16 protein-coding genes are annotated in these 13658 nt (G+C 67.5%); 6 read left to right on the forward strand and 10 right to left on the reverse strand.

Annotated features, from left to right (window positions below; all coding sequences use genetic code 11):
* Window positions 1–3: 3 nt before the first annotated feature.
* From AC1D2H_RS20015 to AC1D2H_RS20040, 6 genes are read right to left on the reverse strand one after another with little or no spacing between them, the layout of a single operon-like run.
* Window positions 4–1218, reverse strand: a complete 1215-nt coding sequence (locus AC1D2H_RS20015) for an acetyl-CoA C-acyltransferase (protein ID WP_478012193.1) — start codon at window positions 1216–1218, stop codon at window positions 4–6.
* A gap of 14 nt (window positions 1219–1232) precedes the next feature.
* Window positions 1233–1724: a DUF4442 domain-containing protein gene (locus AC1D2H_RS20020; RefSeq protein ID WP_477930880.1), complete on the reverse strand. Its 492-nt coding sequence runs from the start codon at window positions 1722–1724 to the stop codon at window positions 1233–1235.
* Between the two features lie 8 nt (window positions 1725–1732).
* Window positions 1733–4129, reverse strand: coding sequence for a 3-hydroxyacyl-CoA dehydrogenase/enoyl-CoA hydratase family protein (locus AC1D2H_RS20025; protein WP_478012194.1), 2397 nt, complete (start codon window positions 4127–4129; stop codon window positions 1733–1735).
* 31 nt (window positions 4130–4160) lie between these two features.
* The gene (locus tag AC1D2H_RS20030) at window positions 4161–4586 is read right to left on the reverse strand and encodes a DUF2147 domain-containing protein (RefSeq protein ID WP_477930884.1); all 426 of its coding nucleotides are present in this window, start codon (window positions 4584–4586) and stop codon (window positions 4161–4163) included.
* A gap of 38 nt (window positions 4587–4624) precedes the next feature.
* Entirely contained in the window at window positions 4625–6415 is a 1791-nt protein-coding gene (locus AC1D2H_RS20035; protein ID WP_478012195.1) for an acyl-CoA dehydrogenase C-terminal domain-containing protein, read from the reverse strand.
* 38 nt (window positions 6416–6453) lie between these two features.
* The gene (locus tag AC1D2H_RS20040; protein WP_477931078.1) at window positions 6454–7167 is read right to left on the reverse strand and encodes a TetR/AcrR family transcriptional regulator; all 714 of its coding nucleotides are present in this window, start codon (window positions 7165–7167) and stop codon (window positions 6454–6456) included.
* 364 nt (window positions 7168–7531) lie between these two features.
* Between AC1D2H_RS20040 and AC1D2H_RS20045 the strand changes: the two genes are divergently transcribed.
* The 6 genes from AC1D2H_RS20045 (at window position 7532) to AC1D2H_RS20070 (ending at window position 10713) form a co-directional block, all read left to right on the forward strand.
* Window positions 7532–8089, forward strand: coding sequence for an HNH endonuclease (locus AC1D2H_RS20045; RefSeq protein ID WP_477930887.1), 558 nt, complete (start codon window positions 7532–7534; stop codon window positions 8087–8089).
* 126 nt (window positions 8090–8215) lie between these two features.
* A complete protein-coding gene (locus AC1D2H_RS20050; RefSeq protein ID WP_477930889.1) occupies window positions 8216–8695 on the forward strand; it encodes an outer membrane lipoprotein in 480 nt (159 codons plus the stop codon).
* A 42-nt stretch (window positions 8696–8737) separates the two neighbouring features.
* The gene (locus AC1D2H_RS20055) at window positions 8738–9013 is read left to right on the forward strand and encodes a hypothetical protein (protein WP_477930891.1); all 276 of its coding nucleotides are present in this window, start codon (window positions 8738–8740) and stop codon (window positions 9011–9013) included.
* Window positions 9010–9492, forward strand: coding sequence for a hypothetical protein (locus tag AC1D2H_RS20060; RefSeq protein ID WP_478012196.1), 483 nt, complete (start codon window positions 9010–9012; stop codon window positions 9490–9492). Before AC1D2H_RS20055 ends, AC1D2H_RS20060 begins: the two co-directional genes overlap by 4 nt.
* 72 nt (window positions 9493–9564) lie before the next feature.
* The gene (locus tag AC1D2H_RS20065) at window positions 9565–10023 is read left to right on the forward strand and encodes a DUF1203 domain-containing protein (RefSeq protein ID WP_477930895.1); all 459 of its coding nucleotides are present in this window, start codon (window positions 9565–9567) and stop codon (window positions 10021–10023) included.
* A 96-nt stretch (window positions 10024–10119) separates the two neighbouring features.
* Window positions 10120–10713 (forward strand): PEP-CTERM sorting domain-containing protein, encoded by a 594-nt coding sequence (locus tag AC1D2H_RS20070; protein ID WP_478012197.1) that lies wholly within the window; start codon window positions 10120–10122, stop codon window positions 10711–10713.
* On the opposite strand, the gene AC1D2H_RS20075 is transcribed toward AC1D2H_RS20070, so the two are convergent.
* The 4 genes from AC1D2H_RS20075 to AC1D2H_RS20090 all read right to left on the reverse strand — a co-directional run bounded on the left by AC1D2H_RS20075 (window position 10710) and on the right by AC1D2H_RS20090 (window position 13656).
* Window positions 10710–11465 (reverse strand): nitrilase-related carbon-nitrogen hydrolase, encoded by a 756-nt coding sequence (locus tag AC1D2H_RS20075; protein ID WP_478012198.1) that lies wholly within the window; start codon window positions 11463–11465, stop codon window positions 10710–10712. The two genes, AC1D2H_RS20070 and AC1D2H_RS20075, sit on opposite strands and share 4 nt — an antisense overlap.
* Window positions 11462–12691: a saccharopine dehydrogenase family protein gene (locus tag AC1D2H_RS20080; RefSeq protein ID WP_478012199.1), complete on the reverse strand. Its 1230-nt coding sequence runs from the start codon at window positions 12689–12691 to the stop codon at window positions 11462–11464. Before AC1D2H_RS20080 ends, AC1D2H_RS20075 begins: the two co-directional genes overlap by 4 nt.
* On the reverse strand, window positions 12688–13233 hold the full coding sequence (locus AC1D2H_RS20085) for a GNAT family N-acetyltransferase (protein ID WP_477930902.1): 546 nt from the start codon (window positions 13231–13233) through the stop codon (window positions 12688–12690). Before AC1D2H_RS20085 ends, AC1D2H_RS20080 begins: the two co-directional genes overlap by 4 nt.
* A 63-nt stretch (window positions 13234–13296) precedes the next feature.
* A complete protein-coding gene (locus AC1D2H_RS20090) occupies window positions 13297–13656 on the reverse strand; it encodes a hypothetical protein (protein WP_477930904.1) in 360 nt (119 codons plus the stop codon).
* Window positions 13657–13658: the final 2 nt, after the last annotated feature.

Raw genomic sequence — 13658 nt, forward strand, 5'->3', positions numbered from 1 at the left:
GGTTTACAGCCTTTCGAAGATGCCAGCGGCACCTTGACCGGCGCCGACGCACATTGTGACCATGCCGTACTTGCCACCGGTGCGGCGCAGGTTGTGGATGACCGAGGCCGCGCGGATGGCACCGGTGGCGCCCAGCGGGTGGCCCAGCGCAATCGCGCCGCCGTTGGGGTTGACCTTGCTGCGGTCGAGCACGATGCCCTTGCTGTCGAGGTCGTTCAGCACGGCCAGCGACTGCGCGGCGAAGGCTTCGTTCAGCTCGATCCAGTCCAGGTCGGCGGCGGTGATGCCGGCGGCCTTCAACGCGACCGGGATGGCGGCGATGGGGCCGATGCCCATGATTTCCGGCGGCACGCCGCGCACGGCGAAGGAGACAAAACGGGCCAGCGGCGTCAGGTTGTAGCGCTTGAGCGCGGCTTCGCTGACGATCAGCAGGCCGCCCGAACCGTCGGAGGTCTGCGAGCTGTTGCCGGCGGTGACGCTGCCCTTGGCGGYGAACACGGGCTTGAGCTTGGCCAGACCTTCGAGCGACGTGTCGGGGCGGGCGCCTTCGTCGAGCTTGACGGTGCGGGTCTTGGTGTTGACCGTGCCGTCGGCGAGGTTGGGCGTGCGCTCGACGACGTCGAAGGGCGTCATCTCGGCGTCGAAGTGGCCGGCAGCCATGGCGGCCACGGCACGGCGGTGCGATTCCACCGAGAACTCGTCCTGGGCCTCGCGGCTGATCTTCCACTGCGCGGCGACCTTCTCGGCCGTCAGGCCCATGCCGTAGGCGATGCCGATGTTCTCGTCACGCTCGAAGATCAGCGGCGACAGGCTGGGCTTGTTGCCGCCCATCGGGATCATGGACATGGACTCGACGCCGCCGGCGAACATCACGTCGGCTTCGCCCACGCGGATGCGGTCTGCGGCCATCTGCACGGCGGTGATGCCGGAGGCGCAGTAGCGGTTGATCGTCACGCCGCCAATGGTCGGGCCCAGGCCCGCCAGCACCGAGGCGACGCGGGCGATGTTCATGCCCTGCTCGCCTTCGGGGAAGGAACAGCCGACGATGGCGTCTTCAATGGCGGCCGGGTCCAGGCCCGGGGCCTGCGCCAGCACGGCCTGCATGACCTTGACGAGCATCTCGTCGGGGCGGGTGTTCTTGTAGAAGCCACGGCCGCTCTTGCCAATGGGCAGACGGGTGGCGGAGACGATGTAGGCGTCTTGGACTTGCTTGCTCATGGTCTTTCCTTTACTTAAGCCTGGGGCTTTTCTTTGGGCACCCAGGCCCAGACAAATTCACACTCGATCGGCTCGATGCCGGCTTCGTCGGTCACGGTCACGGCGACGCGCACTTCGCCCTTGGTGTCGCTGGCCATGCTGGCGCGTTGCGCTTCCGTCAGGTGCGCCTTGGCGGTCAGGCCGCCGGTCGCACGCTTCCTGAAATTCACCTGCAGCGACTTGCACAGCGGCAGGCAGTCGTCACGCACATTCATGCCCACCACCATGCCGGTGGCGGTCTCGGCGAGCAGCGACATCGCAGCCGCATGCACGCCCTTGATGTGGTTCTGCACCGGGCGTTTGTTGGCGACGCGGATCTCGCTGCTCTCGGGCGTGAGGGCAATGAAATCGAGCGATGCCGTGCCCGTGAAGGGCACTGCGCGGCGCAACGCGAAGTTGCGCGCGGCGCCCCGCAGCGGGCCAGGCAGGCCGTCCAGCTTGGCGAGGGTGCGTTGAAGCCGGTTCACGATTGATCTCAGTTGCGGACAGGCTTGCCGGTTTGCAACATGCCCATGATTCGCTCTTGAGTCTTCGGGTTGTCGAGCAAGCTGCAGAAGTGCTTGCGCTCCAACGCCATCAGGTATTCCTCGGTGACGAGGGAACCGGCCTCGACCTCACCACCGCAGACCACGTCGGCAATCGCCGCGGCCAGGTGGTAGTCGTGGGCGCTGACGAAGCCGCCGTCGCGCATATTGGCGACCTGGCCCTTGATCGTCGCGATGCCGCTGCGGCCGGCGACCGGGAACAGCGCCTTGTGCGGCGGGCGGTAACCGGCTTCGGACATGCCGATGGCGGTGGCTGTCGCCACGTGCAGCAACTCATCCTTGTGCGGCACGATGATGTCGCTGTCCAGCAGGAAGCCGTTCTTCTTGGCTTCGTGCGCCGAGGTCGCGACCTTGGCCGTGGCTGCGGTCAGGAAGCCGTCTTTCAGGAAGGCCAGGATGTCGGCACCGGCATTGCCAGCGGCGGCCATCTCGGCGGCGCGACGGGCGATATAAGTCAGGCCGCCGCCGCCGGGCACCAGGCCCACGCCGACTTCGACCAGGCCCACATAGCTCTCGACGTGGGCGACACGGCGCGCGCAGTGCACGGCCAGCTCGGCACCACCGCCCAGGGCCAGGCCGCGCATCGCGGCGACGACCGGCACGCTGGCGTAGCGCAGGCGCAGCATCATGTCCTGCAGCTTCTTCTCTTCCGGCGCGATGCCCTTGCTGCCCATCTTCATGAAGACAGGCATCAGGCTTTCGAGGTTGGCGCCAGCGGAGAACACATCGTCCGGGCTCCAGATCACCAGGCCCTTGTAGTCGGCTTCGGCGATCTCGACGGCCTTCAGCAGGCCTTCGGTGACGGCCGGGCTGATCAGGTGCAGCTTGGCGGTGATGGAAGCGATGACGACGTTGCCGTCCAACGTCCAGACGCGCACTTCCTCGTTCTTGAACAGCTCGGTGCCCGACTTCAGCGGGTCGGCGGCGCCGGAGCCCAGCAGGCTCTCCGGGAAGGCCTGGCGCTTGTAGACCGGCAGCTCGCTGCGCGGCTTGAACTTGCCTTCAGCGGCGCTCCACGAACCGGCCGGCGTGTGCACGCCACCGGCTTCAGCCACAGGGCCTTCGGTCACCCAGGCCGGCAGCGGCGCGCTGGACAGCGTCTTGCCGTCGGCGATGTCGGCGGAAATCCATTCAGCCACTTGCTTCCAGCCGGCGGCCTGCCAAAGCTCGAAGGGGCCTTGGGTGGTGCCGAAACCCCAACGCATCGCGAAGTCGATCTCGCGGGCCGTGTCGGCCACCGTGTTCAGGTGCACGGCCGCGTAGTGGAAGCTGTCGCGCAGGATGGCCCACAGGAACTGGGCTTGCGGGTTGGTGCTCTCGCGCAGCAGCTTGAGGCGGTCGGCCGGCGCCTTCTTCAGCATGCGGGCGACGATCTCGTCGGCCTTCTTGCCACCGGCGACGTAGTCACCGGTCGCGAAGTCCAGGCGCTGGATGTCCTTGCCGACCTTCTTGTAGAAGCCGGCGCCAGTCTTCTGGCCCAGGGCGCCCTTTTCGATCAGACCCGCCAGCACCTTGGGCGTGGCGTAGGTCGAGTAGAAGGGGTCGTCCTTCAGGTTGTCCTGCATGGTCTTGACGACGTGGGCCATGGTGTCCAGGCCGACGACGTCCGCGGTGCGGAAGGTGCCGCTGGAGGCGCGGCCCAGCTTCTTGCCGGTCAGGTCGTCGACGACGTCCACGGAGAGGCCGAACTTCTCGGCCTCGATCATCGTGGCCATCATGCCGGCGATGCCAACCCGGTTGGCGACAAAGTTGGGCGTGTCGTGGGCGCGCACGACGCTCTTGCCCAGTGACGTGGTCACGAAGGCTTCGAGCTGGTCGAGGATTTCCGGCTGGGTGGTCGGCGTGTTGATCAGTTCCACCAGCGCCATATAGCGCGGCGGGTTGAAGAAGTGGATGCCGCAGAAGCGCGGCTTGATTTCTTCGGGCAGCACTTCGGAGAGCTTGGTGATGCTCAGCCCCGAGGTGTTGGACGCGACGATGGCGTGCGGCGCCACGAAGGGCGCGATCTTGGTGTACAGGTCGAGCTTCCAGTCCATGCGCTCGGCGATGGCCTCGATGATGAGGTCGCAGCCCTTCAGCACTTCCAGGTGCTCTTCGTAGTTGGCCTGCTGGATCAGCGTCGCTTCAGCGCTGTCGCCCAGAGGTGCGGGCTTGAGCTTCTTCAGGCCGTCGACGGCCTTGGTGACGATGCCGTTCTTGGCACCTTCCTTGGCGGGCAGATCGAACAGCACGACCGGCACCTTGCAGTTGACCAGGTGGGCGGCGATCTGTGCGCCCATCACGCCGGCGCCGAGCACGGCGACCTTGCGGACTTGGAATCGACTCATGTACTTCTCCTGTCTCAATCGTTGATGTCTGTCATTCCACGCGGAGCCAGGTCTGCGTGCGGTAGAAGGGGCCGATGTAGCCGCGCATCTCCAGTTTCTTGCCACCGTCCACCGGCTTCAAGCGGGTGCGGTAGGTCTTGCCGTTGTTGGGGTCGAGGATCTCGCCGCCGCCCCAGATGCCCTCACCCTCGGCCTTCACGCCGCGGATGATCTGCAGGCCCACGACGGGCTTGTCCTTGCGATCGTCGCTGCACTTGTCGCACTTGCCGTCGACAGGGTCTTTCGGGTCCAGCAGCTTGTCGATGCTGCCCACGAGGGTGCCCCCCTGTTCGCTGATGCGGACCAGCGACTTCGCGGTTTTGCCGTCGTCGTCGATGGTCTTCCACAGGCCCACGGGTGAAGTCTGCGCGAAGGCAAACGCGGGCAACAGCAGGGCGGCAGCGAACAGGAGTTTCATCGGGGGCATCCTTGTCGTCGAGCGGGCTCGACCTTGTCTCAGAACAGGGCTTCTTCCATTTCCATCAGCGGCGCCAGGCCCGCACGGCAGGTGCGGATCAGCGTCGCCGTCTCGGGCAGCAGCTTGGCGAAGTAGAAGCGCGCCGTGGCCAGCTTGGCGGTGTAGAACGGGTCGCCGCTGTCCTTCTTGGCCAGCGCGATCTTGGCGGCCTGGGCGAAGAAGAATGCAAAGGTCATGTGGCCGACCACGCGCAGATAGTCCACCGCCGCGGCGCCGACTTCGTCGGGGTTGCCGAAGGCCTTCATGCCGATTTCCTGCGTGAGCTTGTTGACCTTGTCGCCGAGGTCGGCGAGCGGGTTGACGAACTCCTGCATGGCTTCGTTGGTGCCCTCTTCCTCGATGAAGGCGGCGATCTTCTTGCCGAACTTCTTCAGCGTGGCGCCGTTGTTGCCCAGCACCTTGCGGCCCAGCAGGTCCAACGACTGGATGGTGTTGGTGCCCTCATAGATCATGTTGATGCGCGCATCGCGCACGAACTGCTCCATGCCCGACTCATGGATGAAGCCGTGGCCGCCGAACACCTGCATGCAGTGCGACGTGGCCAGCCAGCCGTTGTCGGTGATGAAGGCCTTGATGATGGGCGTCAGCAGCGCGACTTCGGCGTCGGCTTCCTTGCGCTCGTCCTCGTCATCGCTCTTGATGGCCTTGTCGAGCTGCAGCACGGTGTAGCCCTGCAGCATGCGGCCGCCTTCGGCGAAGGCGCGAGCGGTCAGCAGCATCTTGCGCACATCGGGGTGGACGATGATGGGGTCGGCGGGCTTGTCCGGCGCCTTGGGGCCGGAGAGCGCGCGCATCTGCAGGCGATCCTTCGCATAGGCCACGGCGTTCTGGTAGGCCACCTCGGTCAGGCCGAGGGACTGGTTGCCCACGCCCAGGCGGGCCGCGTTCATCATGACGAACATCGCGGCCAGGCCCTTGTTGGGCTGGCCCACCATGGTGCCGACGGCGCCTTCCAGCACGATCTGCGCGGTGGAGTTGCCGTGGATGCCCATCTTGTGCTCGAGGCCGGAGCAGAAGATGCCGTTGCGCGAACCCAGCGAGCCGTCGGCGTTGATGTTGAACTTGGGCACGACGAACAGCGAGATGCCCTTGGAGCCCTGCGGCGCATCCGGCAGGCGCGCGAGCACCAGGTGGATGATGTTGGCGGCCATGTCGTGCTCACCGGCCGAGATGAAGATCTTGGCGCCGGTGATCTTGTACGTGCCGTCCGCCTGCGGTTCGGCCTTGGTGCGCAGCATGCCGAGGTCGGTGCCGCAGTGCGGCTCGGTCAGGCACATGGTGCCGGTCCATTCGCCGCTGGTCAGCTTGGGCAGATAGGTGGCCTGCTGCTCGGGCGTGCCGTGGGCATGCAGGGCCTCGTAGGCGCCGTGACTCAGGCCGGGATACATCGTCCAGGCCTGGTTGGCCGAGTTCAGCATCTCGTAGAAGAACTGGTTCACCAGATACGGCAGGCCCTGGCCGCCGAACTGCGTGTCGCAGGAGAGGGCTGCCCAGCCGCCTTCGACGTACTGCTGGTAGGCGTCCTTGAAGCCCTTGGGCGTGCGCACCTCGTGGGTGGCCTTGTCGAGGGTGCAACCTTCGGAGTCGCCGCTGAGGTTGATCGGGGCGATGACTTCGGCGGCGAACTTGCCACCTTCCTCGAGCACCGCGTTGATCGTGTCGGCGTCGATGTCGGCATGAGCCGGCAACATCTTCAGCTCGTCGACGACGTTCAACAGCTCGTGCATGACGAACTGCATGTCACGCATGGGCGGGGTGTACTGGGGCATCGGGTACTCCTGGAACGGTCAGTGGGTCAAGAAACAGGTCAGCGCTTGGTGGCGCCGGTCTTTGGAAGCTTGCGGCTGCCCTCGATGTCGAGGCCCAGCGGCGTGGCATAGAACTGGATGGTTCGGTCGAAACCGATACCGGCGCGCGCCAGCGCCCCGGGGATGCGCATGAAGCGCGCATCGTGGTGCAGGGACAGGATGAGGCCGTGCAGTTCGAAGCAGATCTGCTCGACGTCGGCATCGGCCTTCAGATGGCCCTCGCTGATGGACAGCTGGATGGCCTTCTGCAGGGCCGCATGCCAGGCCTTGACCATGGCCACCAGCGCGTCGCGCACCGGGCCGGGGCGATCGTCGAACTCGACGGCGCCGCTGATGTAGATGCAGCCGGAATCCACTTCCACCGACACGCGGCGCACCCAGCGCTCGAACATCGCGCGCAGCCGCGGCAGGCCACGGGTCTCGCGGATGGCGGTGAAGAAGACTTCTTCCTCGAACTTGGCGTGATACTCCGTGACGACCGCGATCTGCAGTTCCTCACGCGAGCCGAAGTGGGCAAAGACGCCCGACTTGCTCATGGCCGTCACATCGGCCAGCGCGCCGATGGACAGGCCTTCCAGGCCCATGTGCGAGGCCAGGCCGAGGGCGGCCTCGAGGATGGCAGCGCGGGTCTGCTGGCCTTTTTGCAGCGAGCGCGCAACGCGGGCCGGCTTCGCAACGCGCAGCGGGGCGGTTTTCTTGGCGGGGACGGGCAGCGTGCTCACGGACAGACCAGGCAGGAATAAAACGAACGATCGTTCTATTTTGCAGGTCGCTCCCGCGACAGCGCCAGCCTCGTGCCCCTAAATCCTAGGGTGATGTGTCTAATACTGCCACCAACCTAGCGCAAACCCTAGCCCCTCGTCCGGCCTCACACCACTGAACGCGGGGCGTGTCCGGCCGATCCCCCGAGGGGATGGCGACGCATGCGGCATCGAGCCGCATGCACTTCGCCCTACGGGCCGGCTAGGGGCGGCCCGGCGCTCGGCCCCAAATACAGACACCACCGCCACGTGTCATGGACCAGTGCTTGAGCGCCAGGTCGCTTCTGAAGTAGTCTCCGGCAGGAGGTTGACTTCTGTGGATGTGCTCCAACTCGATGTCTCCGGCCGCCCCCAGGCCTGGATCACGACCCGCGAAGCGGCCGTGATCTACGCCTGCGATGGCGTCGCCTGGACGCTGGGCGACCCCTGCCAGGTGCTGCGCGGGGGCTGGCAGCGCATCACCGGCCGCCAGTCGCGCATCGAAGTCCATCCCATCATTGCCGTGCGCGGTGCCGTGCCCAGCCGAGCCTGGCGCCAGGCGCCGGCCCTGACCAACAGCAAGCTCTTCGTGCGCGACCGCTTCGTCTGCGCCTACTGCGGCCACCACTGCCTGCCGGAAGACCTGACGCGCGAACACATCCACCCGACGTCGCGCGGCGGCTACGACACCTGGATGAACTGCATCACCGCCTGCCGACCCTGCAACGGCCGCAAGGGCAACCGGATGCCGGAAGAGGCGCACATGAGCCTGCTCTACCTGCCCTATGTGCCCAGCCTGCACGAGGACATGATCCTGCGCGGCCGCCGCATCCTGGCCGACCAGATGGAATTCCTGCTCGCCAGCGTGCCGCGCAACTCGCGCCTGCACGGGTGACAGGGTCATTCCCGTTGACCTTCAACGGTAAAGAGTTGTAGTCGAGAGCGTCGAGCCGTCAACGGCAGGACAATTGCCAGCGTTGGGCTGCCGTTTTGCCCAAGGAGTATTCGAATGTCCAAGCTCATGACTTCCCTCACCCTGGCCGCGGCTGTTGCGCTGTCGGCCTGCTCGACGACCAGCCCCGATGTCGTCCAGCGCGGTGACGCGCAGCGCCTGTCGCAGGTCCAGGACGCCACCGTGCTGTCCTCCCGCCCCGTCACCGTGGACGGCTCGCAGAGCGGCGTCGGCGGCGTGGCCGGTGGCGTGACCGGCGCCATTGCCGGCAGCTCGGTCGGCGGCCGCCGTGAAGGCGCGGTCGTCGGCGTCATCGGCGCCGTCGCCGGTGCCGTCATCGGCAACGCCATCGAGCGTTCCGCCACCAAGGAAGACGCGCTGGAAATCATCGTCCAGCTGCGCAACGGCGAACGCCGCGCCATCGTCCAGGCCAAGGGCGCCGAAGCCTTCAACAGCGGCGACCCCGTCGTCCTCGTGACGACCGGCGGCAAGACCCGCGTGCAGCGCGCCCCGGCCGTCGTGCCGGCTGCGCCAGCCGCCAACGGCTGACGCTCACGGGCCGGGTTGTCTCCAAGGGGGACAATCCGCTCCATGAGCATGAAGAAAACCGATCTCGAGCGTCTGGCCGGCCTGAAGCTGGACAGCGCGATGCGCGGCAAGGCGGCCCCCGGCCGCTTCGGCGCCGCAGCCGCTGCGCTGCCCGACCGCAAGGCCCAGCGCAAGCTGGATGCCGCTGCCGGCCTCGTTCCCTTTGCCTGCAAGCTGCCGTCCGAGTTGACCGAGCAGCTGCGCGAGCGCGCCACCAGCCATGAAGGCGGCATCAATGCACTCGTCGCCGAGCTGCTGGCCAAGGGATTGAAGGCATGACTGATCTGGACGAACCCGTCTTCGAAGCCCGCCTGTGGCGCGACAACGGCTGGACGGCCCAGGTCATCAAGAACGAAGACGACGAGGGCTGGGCCGTCGCCATGTTCAAGGCCGGCGAGAGCGAACCGGCCCTGGTCGGCCCGTGGACGATGGGCCGCGACAAGAAGAACCCCAAGCCGCTGGACGTCAACGCCTTCAACACGCTGGTGAAGACGGCCTCCGAGGTGCTCCGCCGCCACGAGCAGCAATTGCACGCCCAGCTGAACAAGGCGCTCTATGTGGCGCGCGATGGCAACTGGCTGAAGATCACGCTGGAGATCGTGCCCGCCGAGGACGACCCCTATGCCTGGCTGGCGGCCTTCGATGCCGCCGGCGACCGTCTGGCCCAGGTCAAGGTCGCTGCCGGCTTCAAGCTCAGCCAGGCGTCCGCCGAAGCTTGGGTGGACAACGGCTTCGAACGCCCCGCCGGCCGCGATTGAAGGTCCGATAGCGGCCAGACGCGGCCCGGTCGCGTCTGAACAATGGCGTCCATCCCCTCAACGGAGCACGCCATGTCCTTTCGCATCACCGGGCTGTCCGCCCAACCCTTTGCCCATCTCTTCGGCCTCAGCGACGCCGAACTGGCCGCCCACGGCGCGCTTCGGTACCAAGGCGAAGGCCTGCCCGACCGCGTCGAGCTGCGCGACACCACGGCAGACGAGTCCGTGCTGCTCATCAACCACGAGCACCAGCCGGCCGACACGCCCTACCGCTCGCGTCATGCCATCTTCGTGCGCGAGCAGGCGGGCCAAGCCTTCGACGCCGTTGACACCGTGCCCGATGCGCTGCGCCGCCGGCTGCTGTCGCTGCGCGCCTTCGATGCGGCCGGCCTGATGGTCGACGCCGACATCACCGACGGCACGGCCATCGAAGCGCTCATCGAGCGCCTGCTGGCCCAGCCCGAGGTCGACTACATCCACGCCCATTTCGCGCGCCGGGGCTGCTATGCGGCGCTGATCCGGCGCGCCTGAGCCCCCGCAGCTTGGGGGCATCTCMCAAGTTCGTGGGACACGGCGCCGCGCGACAAAGGCTAGATTTCGCCGATCGACCATCGAAAGAGCCAAGAAATGATTCTCAAGCCCCGCCTGACGCTGTTGGCCGCCACCACCCTGCTGGCCGCCGCTCCCACTTGGGCCGCCACGCTCTACACCCTGCCGGCCCCCACGGCCGCGCTGGAAACCAACAGCTCGGTGGCGCTGAACTTCGCCGCCGGCGCGGGGGCCGGCCAACTCGCCTTCACGCTGGCCGGCTACACCACGCTGGACGGCGACAACTTCTGGATCGACATCCTGCACGTGACGCTGAACGGCAGCGAGGTGCTCAGCGGGACCTGGGACATCGGTGGCGGCGGCAACAGCCGCGTGCTGGTCGACCCCCATGGCGCCACCGTCGGTATCGTCAACAACGCCACCCACGAATTGCAGATCAGCCTGCCCGTCACGCTGGCCAGCGGCAGCAACCAGCTGGTGTTCAGCTATGAAAGCCCCCTCAACTTCGAAGGCACGGCGCGCGCCGGCTTCCAGGGCCTTGGCGACGAAGGCTGGGGCCTGAACGCCGTGACCGTGAGCGGCAACCTGGCCCCCGTGCCCGAACCGGCCAGCGGCGCCCTGCTGCTGGGTGGCCTGGGCGCCCTGGCCTGGCTGGCCAAGCGCCGCCGCTAAGCCAGGTCCACGACGACCAGCGCGGCCGCGTCACGCGGCAGTGTCTGGACGCGGCTTCCGCCGGGCGCGATGACGACGCCCGCACCGAAGCCGCGCTGCCCGGGCGCGTTCAGCGACTCCGGCCAGTTGCTCTGCAGCACCCAGGTGTCCAGTTCGCGGGCGAGGACTTCGGCGCCGGCCCGATAGGCCTGGCAGAGCGCCGTCTGCTCGGGGTCGGATTCGGCGATATAGCTGGGCCAGAAGATGACACGCGGCCGCTCGTCCGCGGCTGGCGCGCGCAGTTCGGGCAGCAGCGCCTCGACGTCCAGCATCTCGCGGCACAGCACCGAGGTGGCGAGCACGCCGGCTATGGCCGTCCAGCCCCGCGCACCGCCGCGCGCGAAAAAGGTCGCCTCGCTGTCGGTCAGGCCACGCTTGTGCACGCGACCCAGGTCCCGGCCCGCGGCGTCGATGTAGAGATGGCTGTTGAACACCGCCCCACCCTCACCCAGGCTCGGCAGGCCGACAACGGCCGCGATGCCCAGCCGCTCGCAGGCCGCGCGCAACTGCGCCTCGGCATCGGCCAAGGCCGCCGGGTCCAGCAGTTCGGGCAAGCGACGGTGAAAGCCCGTCAGCGCCAGCTCCGTGCAGAGGCAGCCCTCGGCACCGGCCGCCGCGGCCGCCTCCAGCGCCGCCAGCGTCTGCGCCAGATTGGCCGCCAGCGTCCAGTGCATGCGCGGCTGGCTGACGGCCCAGCGCGGCGCGTCCGTCAAGCCGCGATCTCGAAGCTCAGGCCGGCGCGCTCCTGCAGGCGGCGCACCAGGGCCAGGCCCATGGCCGCACCGGGCGTCCAGACGCCACCCGCCGTCGCGTCGCGGTTCACGTCCTGCACGAGGCACAAGGCCGTCTCGCTGATGAGCTTGCAGGTCGAGCCATAGCCGGGGTCGCGGTCGCCCTTGACGACGGCGCGCAGCAGCTCGCCGCCGGCCGACTTGCCGGTGAACCAGCACTCGTAGTGGCCCGCCTCCCGGGCGGCCTTGTCCGGGCCCTCACCGGGCTTGGCCAGCACGAAGCGGCGCAGCAGCGCACGCGTCGGCGTGAAGCCCAGGGCCAGGTTCTGCAGCTTGTTGAAGCGGGCCAGCGCGACGGCCTTCTTGCGGCCCTTGTCGGCCTGGCCGGGCTTGCCGGTCAGCAGCTTCTCGCTGTAGATGAAATCGGTGCCCCAGGGGTGGCCGCGCAGGGCATTGCTGCGGTGCACGTTCTTGGTGTTGATGGTGGCCATGAAGAAGGGGCCGCTCCAGCGATCGGCCCAGTCGTCGTAGTCGGCGCCCTGGCCACCAGGTTGGCGCGGGCCCTTGAAGCCCGGCGTCAACGCAAAGGGGTTGGCCATCACCTTGATCAGCGCGGGCTCACGGCGCACGGCCTCGATGGTCTCCATCATGCTGGCCAGGGTGCCGCCCGAGGCCGTGCCCTTGACGCGGGCGACGCGGCCGCGCACCTCGGGCAGGGGCGCGCCGAAGCGCTTCTGCGCCTCGGCCTGCAGGTAGACGACGCCGAGGTCGAAGGGGATGGAATCGAAACCGCAGGAGAAGACGATGCGCGCACCGCTCTTCTGCGCCGCAGGGGTCAGCTTGTCGATCATGCGGGCCATCCACAGCGGCTCGCCGCAGAGGTCGACGTAATCGGTGCCCCCTGAAGCGCAGGCGGTGGCCAGCGGCTCGCCGTAGAGCTGGTAGGGACCGACCGTCGTGATGACACAGCGGGTCCGTGCGACCAGGGACTTCAACGAAGCGGCGTCCTGCGCATCGGCCTTCAGCAGCGCGACGGACGCCGGCAGATGCAGCTCATCGCGCACCTTGCCGAGCTTGTCGAGGCTGCGCCCCGCGATCGCCCAGCGCGCGCCGCCGGCGCCGCTGAGGTGCAGGTATTCCGCCACGAGGCGGCCCGTGAAGCCGGTCGCGCCGAAGACGATCAGATCGAATTCCCTGGAATCTTTCACTCGCTCTTGCCCTTCATTGCCACCCACTCGCCGCGCAGCAGCGACAGCGAATGGCAGTCCACATACTCACCCGCCACGAAGACGACGCCGCGCTGGATGCCCTCATGCGTGAAGCCGCACTTCTCGGCCACGCGCCGCGACGCGTGGTTGTGCACCGACATGCCGCAGGACAGCCGGTTCACCGGCCAGTTCTCGAACAGATAGTCCACCAGCAGCGCGGCCGCCTCTGAAGCCAGCCCCTGGCCGCGCATCGCGACGTCGGCCAGCGTCCAGCCAATCTCGCGCGCCGTCGTGTAGCGGGCCGCGGCGAAGTGCACCACGTCGCCAATGACGCTACCGTCGTGCAGGTGACAGATCAGCAGGCGCTCGGCGTCCTCGTTGGCGAAGCCGTTGTCCTTCCAGCGCTGGTCCACGGCATGCGGCGTCATCATCCGCGTGCCCAGAAAGTCGCCGTAGATCTGCGGGTCGCCGCGCGTGCGCTTGAACCAGGGCAGATCGTCCTCGGTCAGGTAACGCAGGCCGACACGTTGTCCTCTCAACATGGATGGAGTTCCTTCAATGAAGAAGCCCGGCCAAGGCCGGGCTCGGGCTGCGGTGATTGTGGGTCAGAGTGCCGCGCCGGCCTCCGCAGCCGTGGGCATGGCCTCCGGCGCGGAAAGTGCCGACAACAGCTCGGCGCTGACATTGCGCCCGCCGCCCAGGTTGCTGAAGATGGTGCTGATCGTCCAGATCGGCCCCCAGGGGATGCCCCAGGGCCCGGCCACCAGGGACAGCACCGAGAAGCCGATGCGCCGCCCCCAATCGGCCTCGCCGGCGCGCAGCAGGCGCAGGCCCGAGCTGCGCTTGAAGGACATCACGAGGATGGAGATGCAGAAGCCGTAGGCGACGCAGCGCGCGCCGTTCTGCAACTCGTGGCGGATCTGTGCCGGGCTCATGCCCTCGGTGCCATGGATCTCAAAGCTCATCG

This window comes from Roseateles sp. P1_C1_2 (assembly GCF_056406535.1).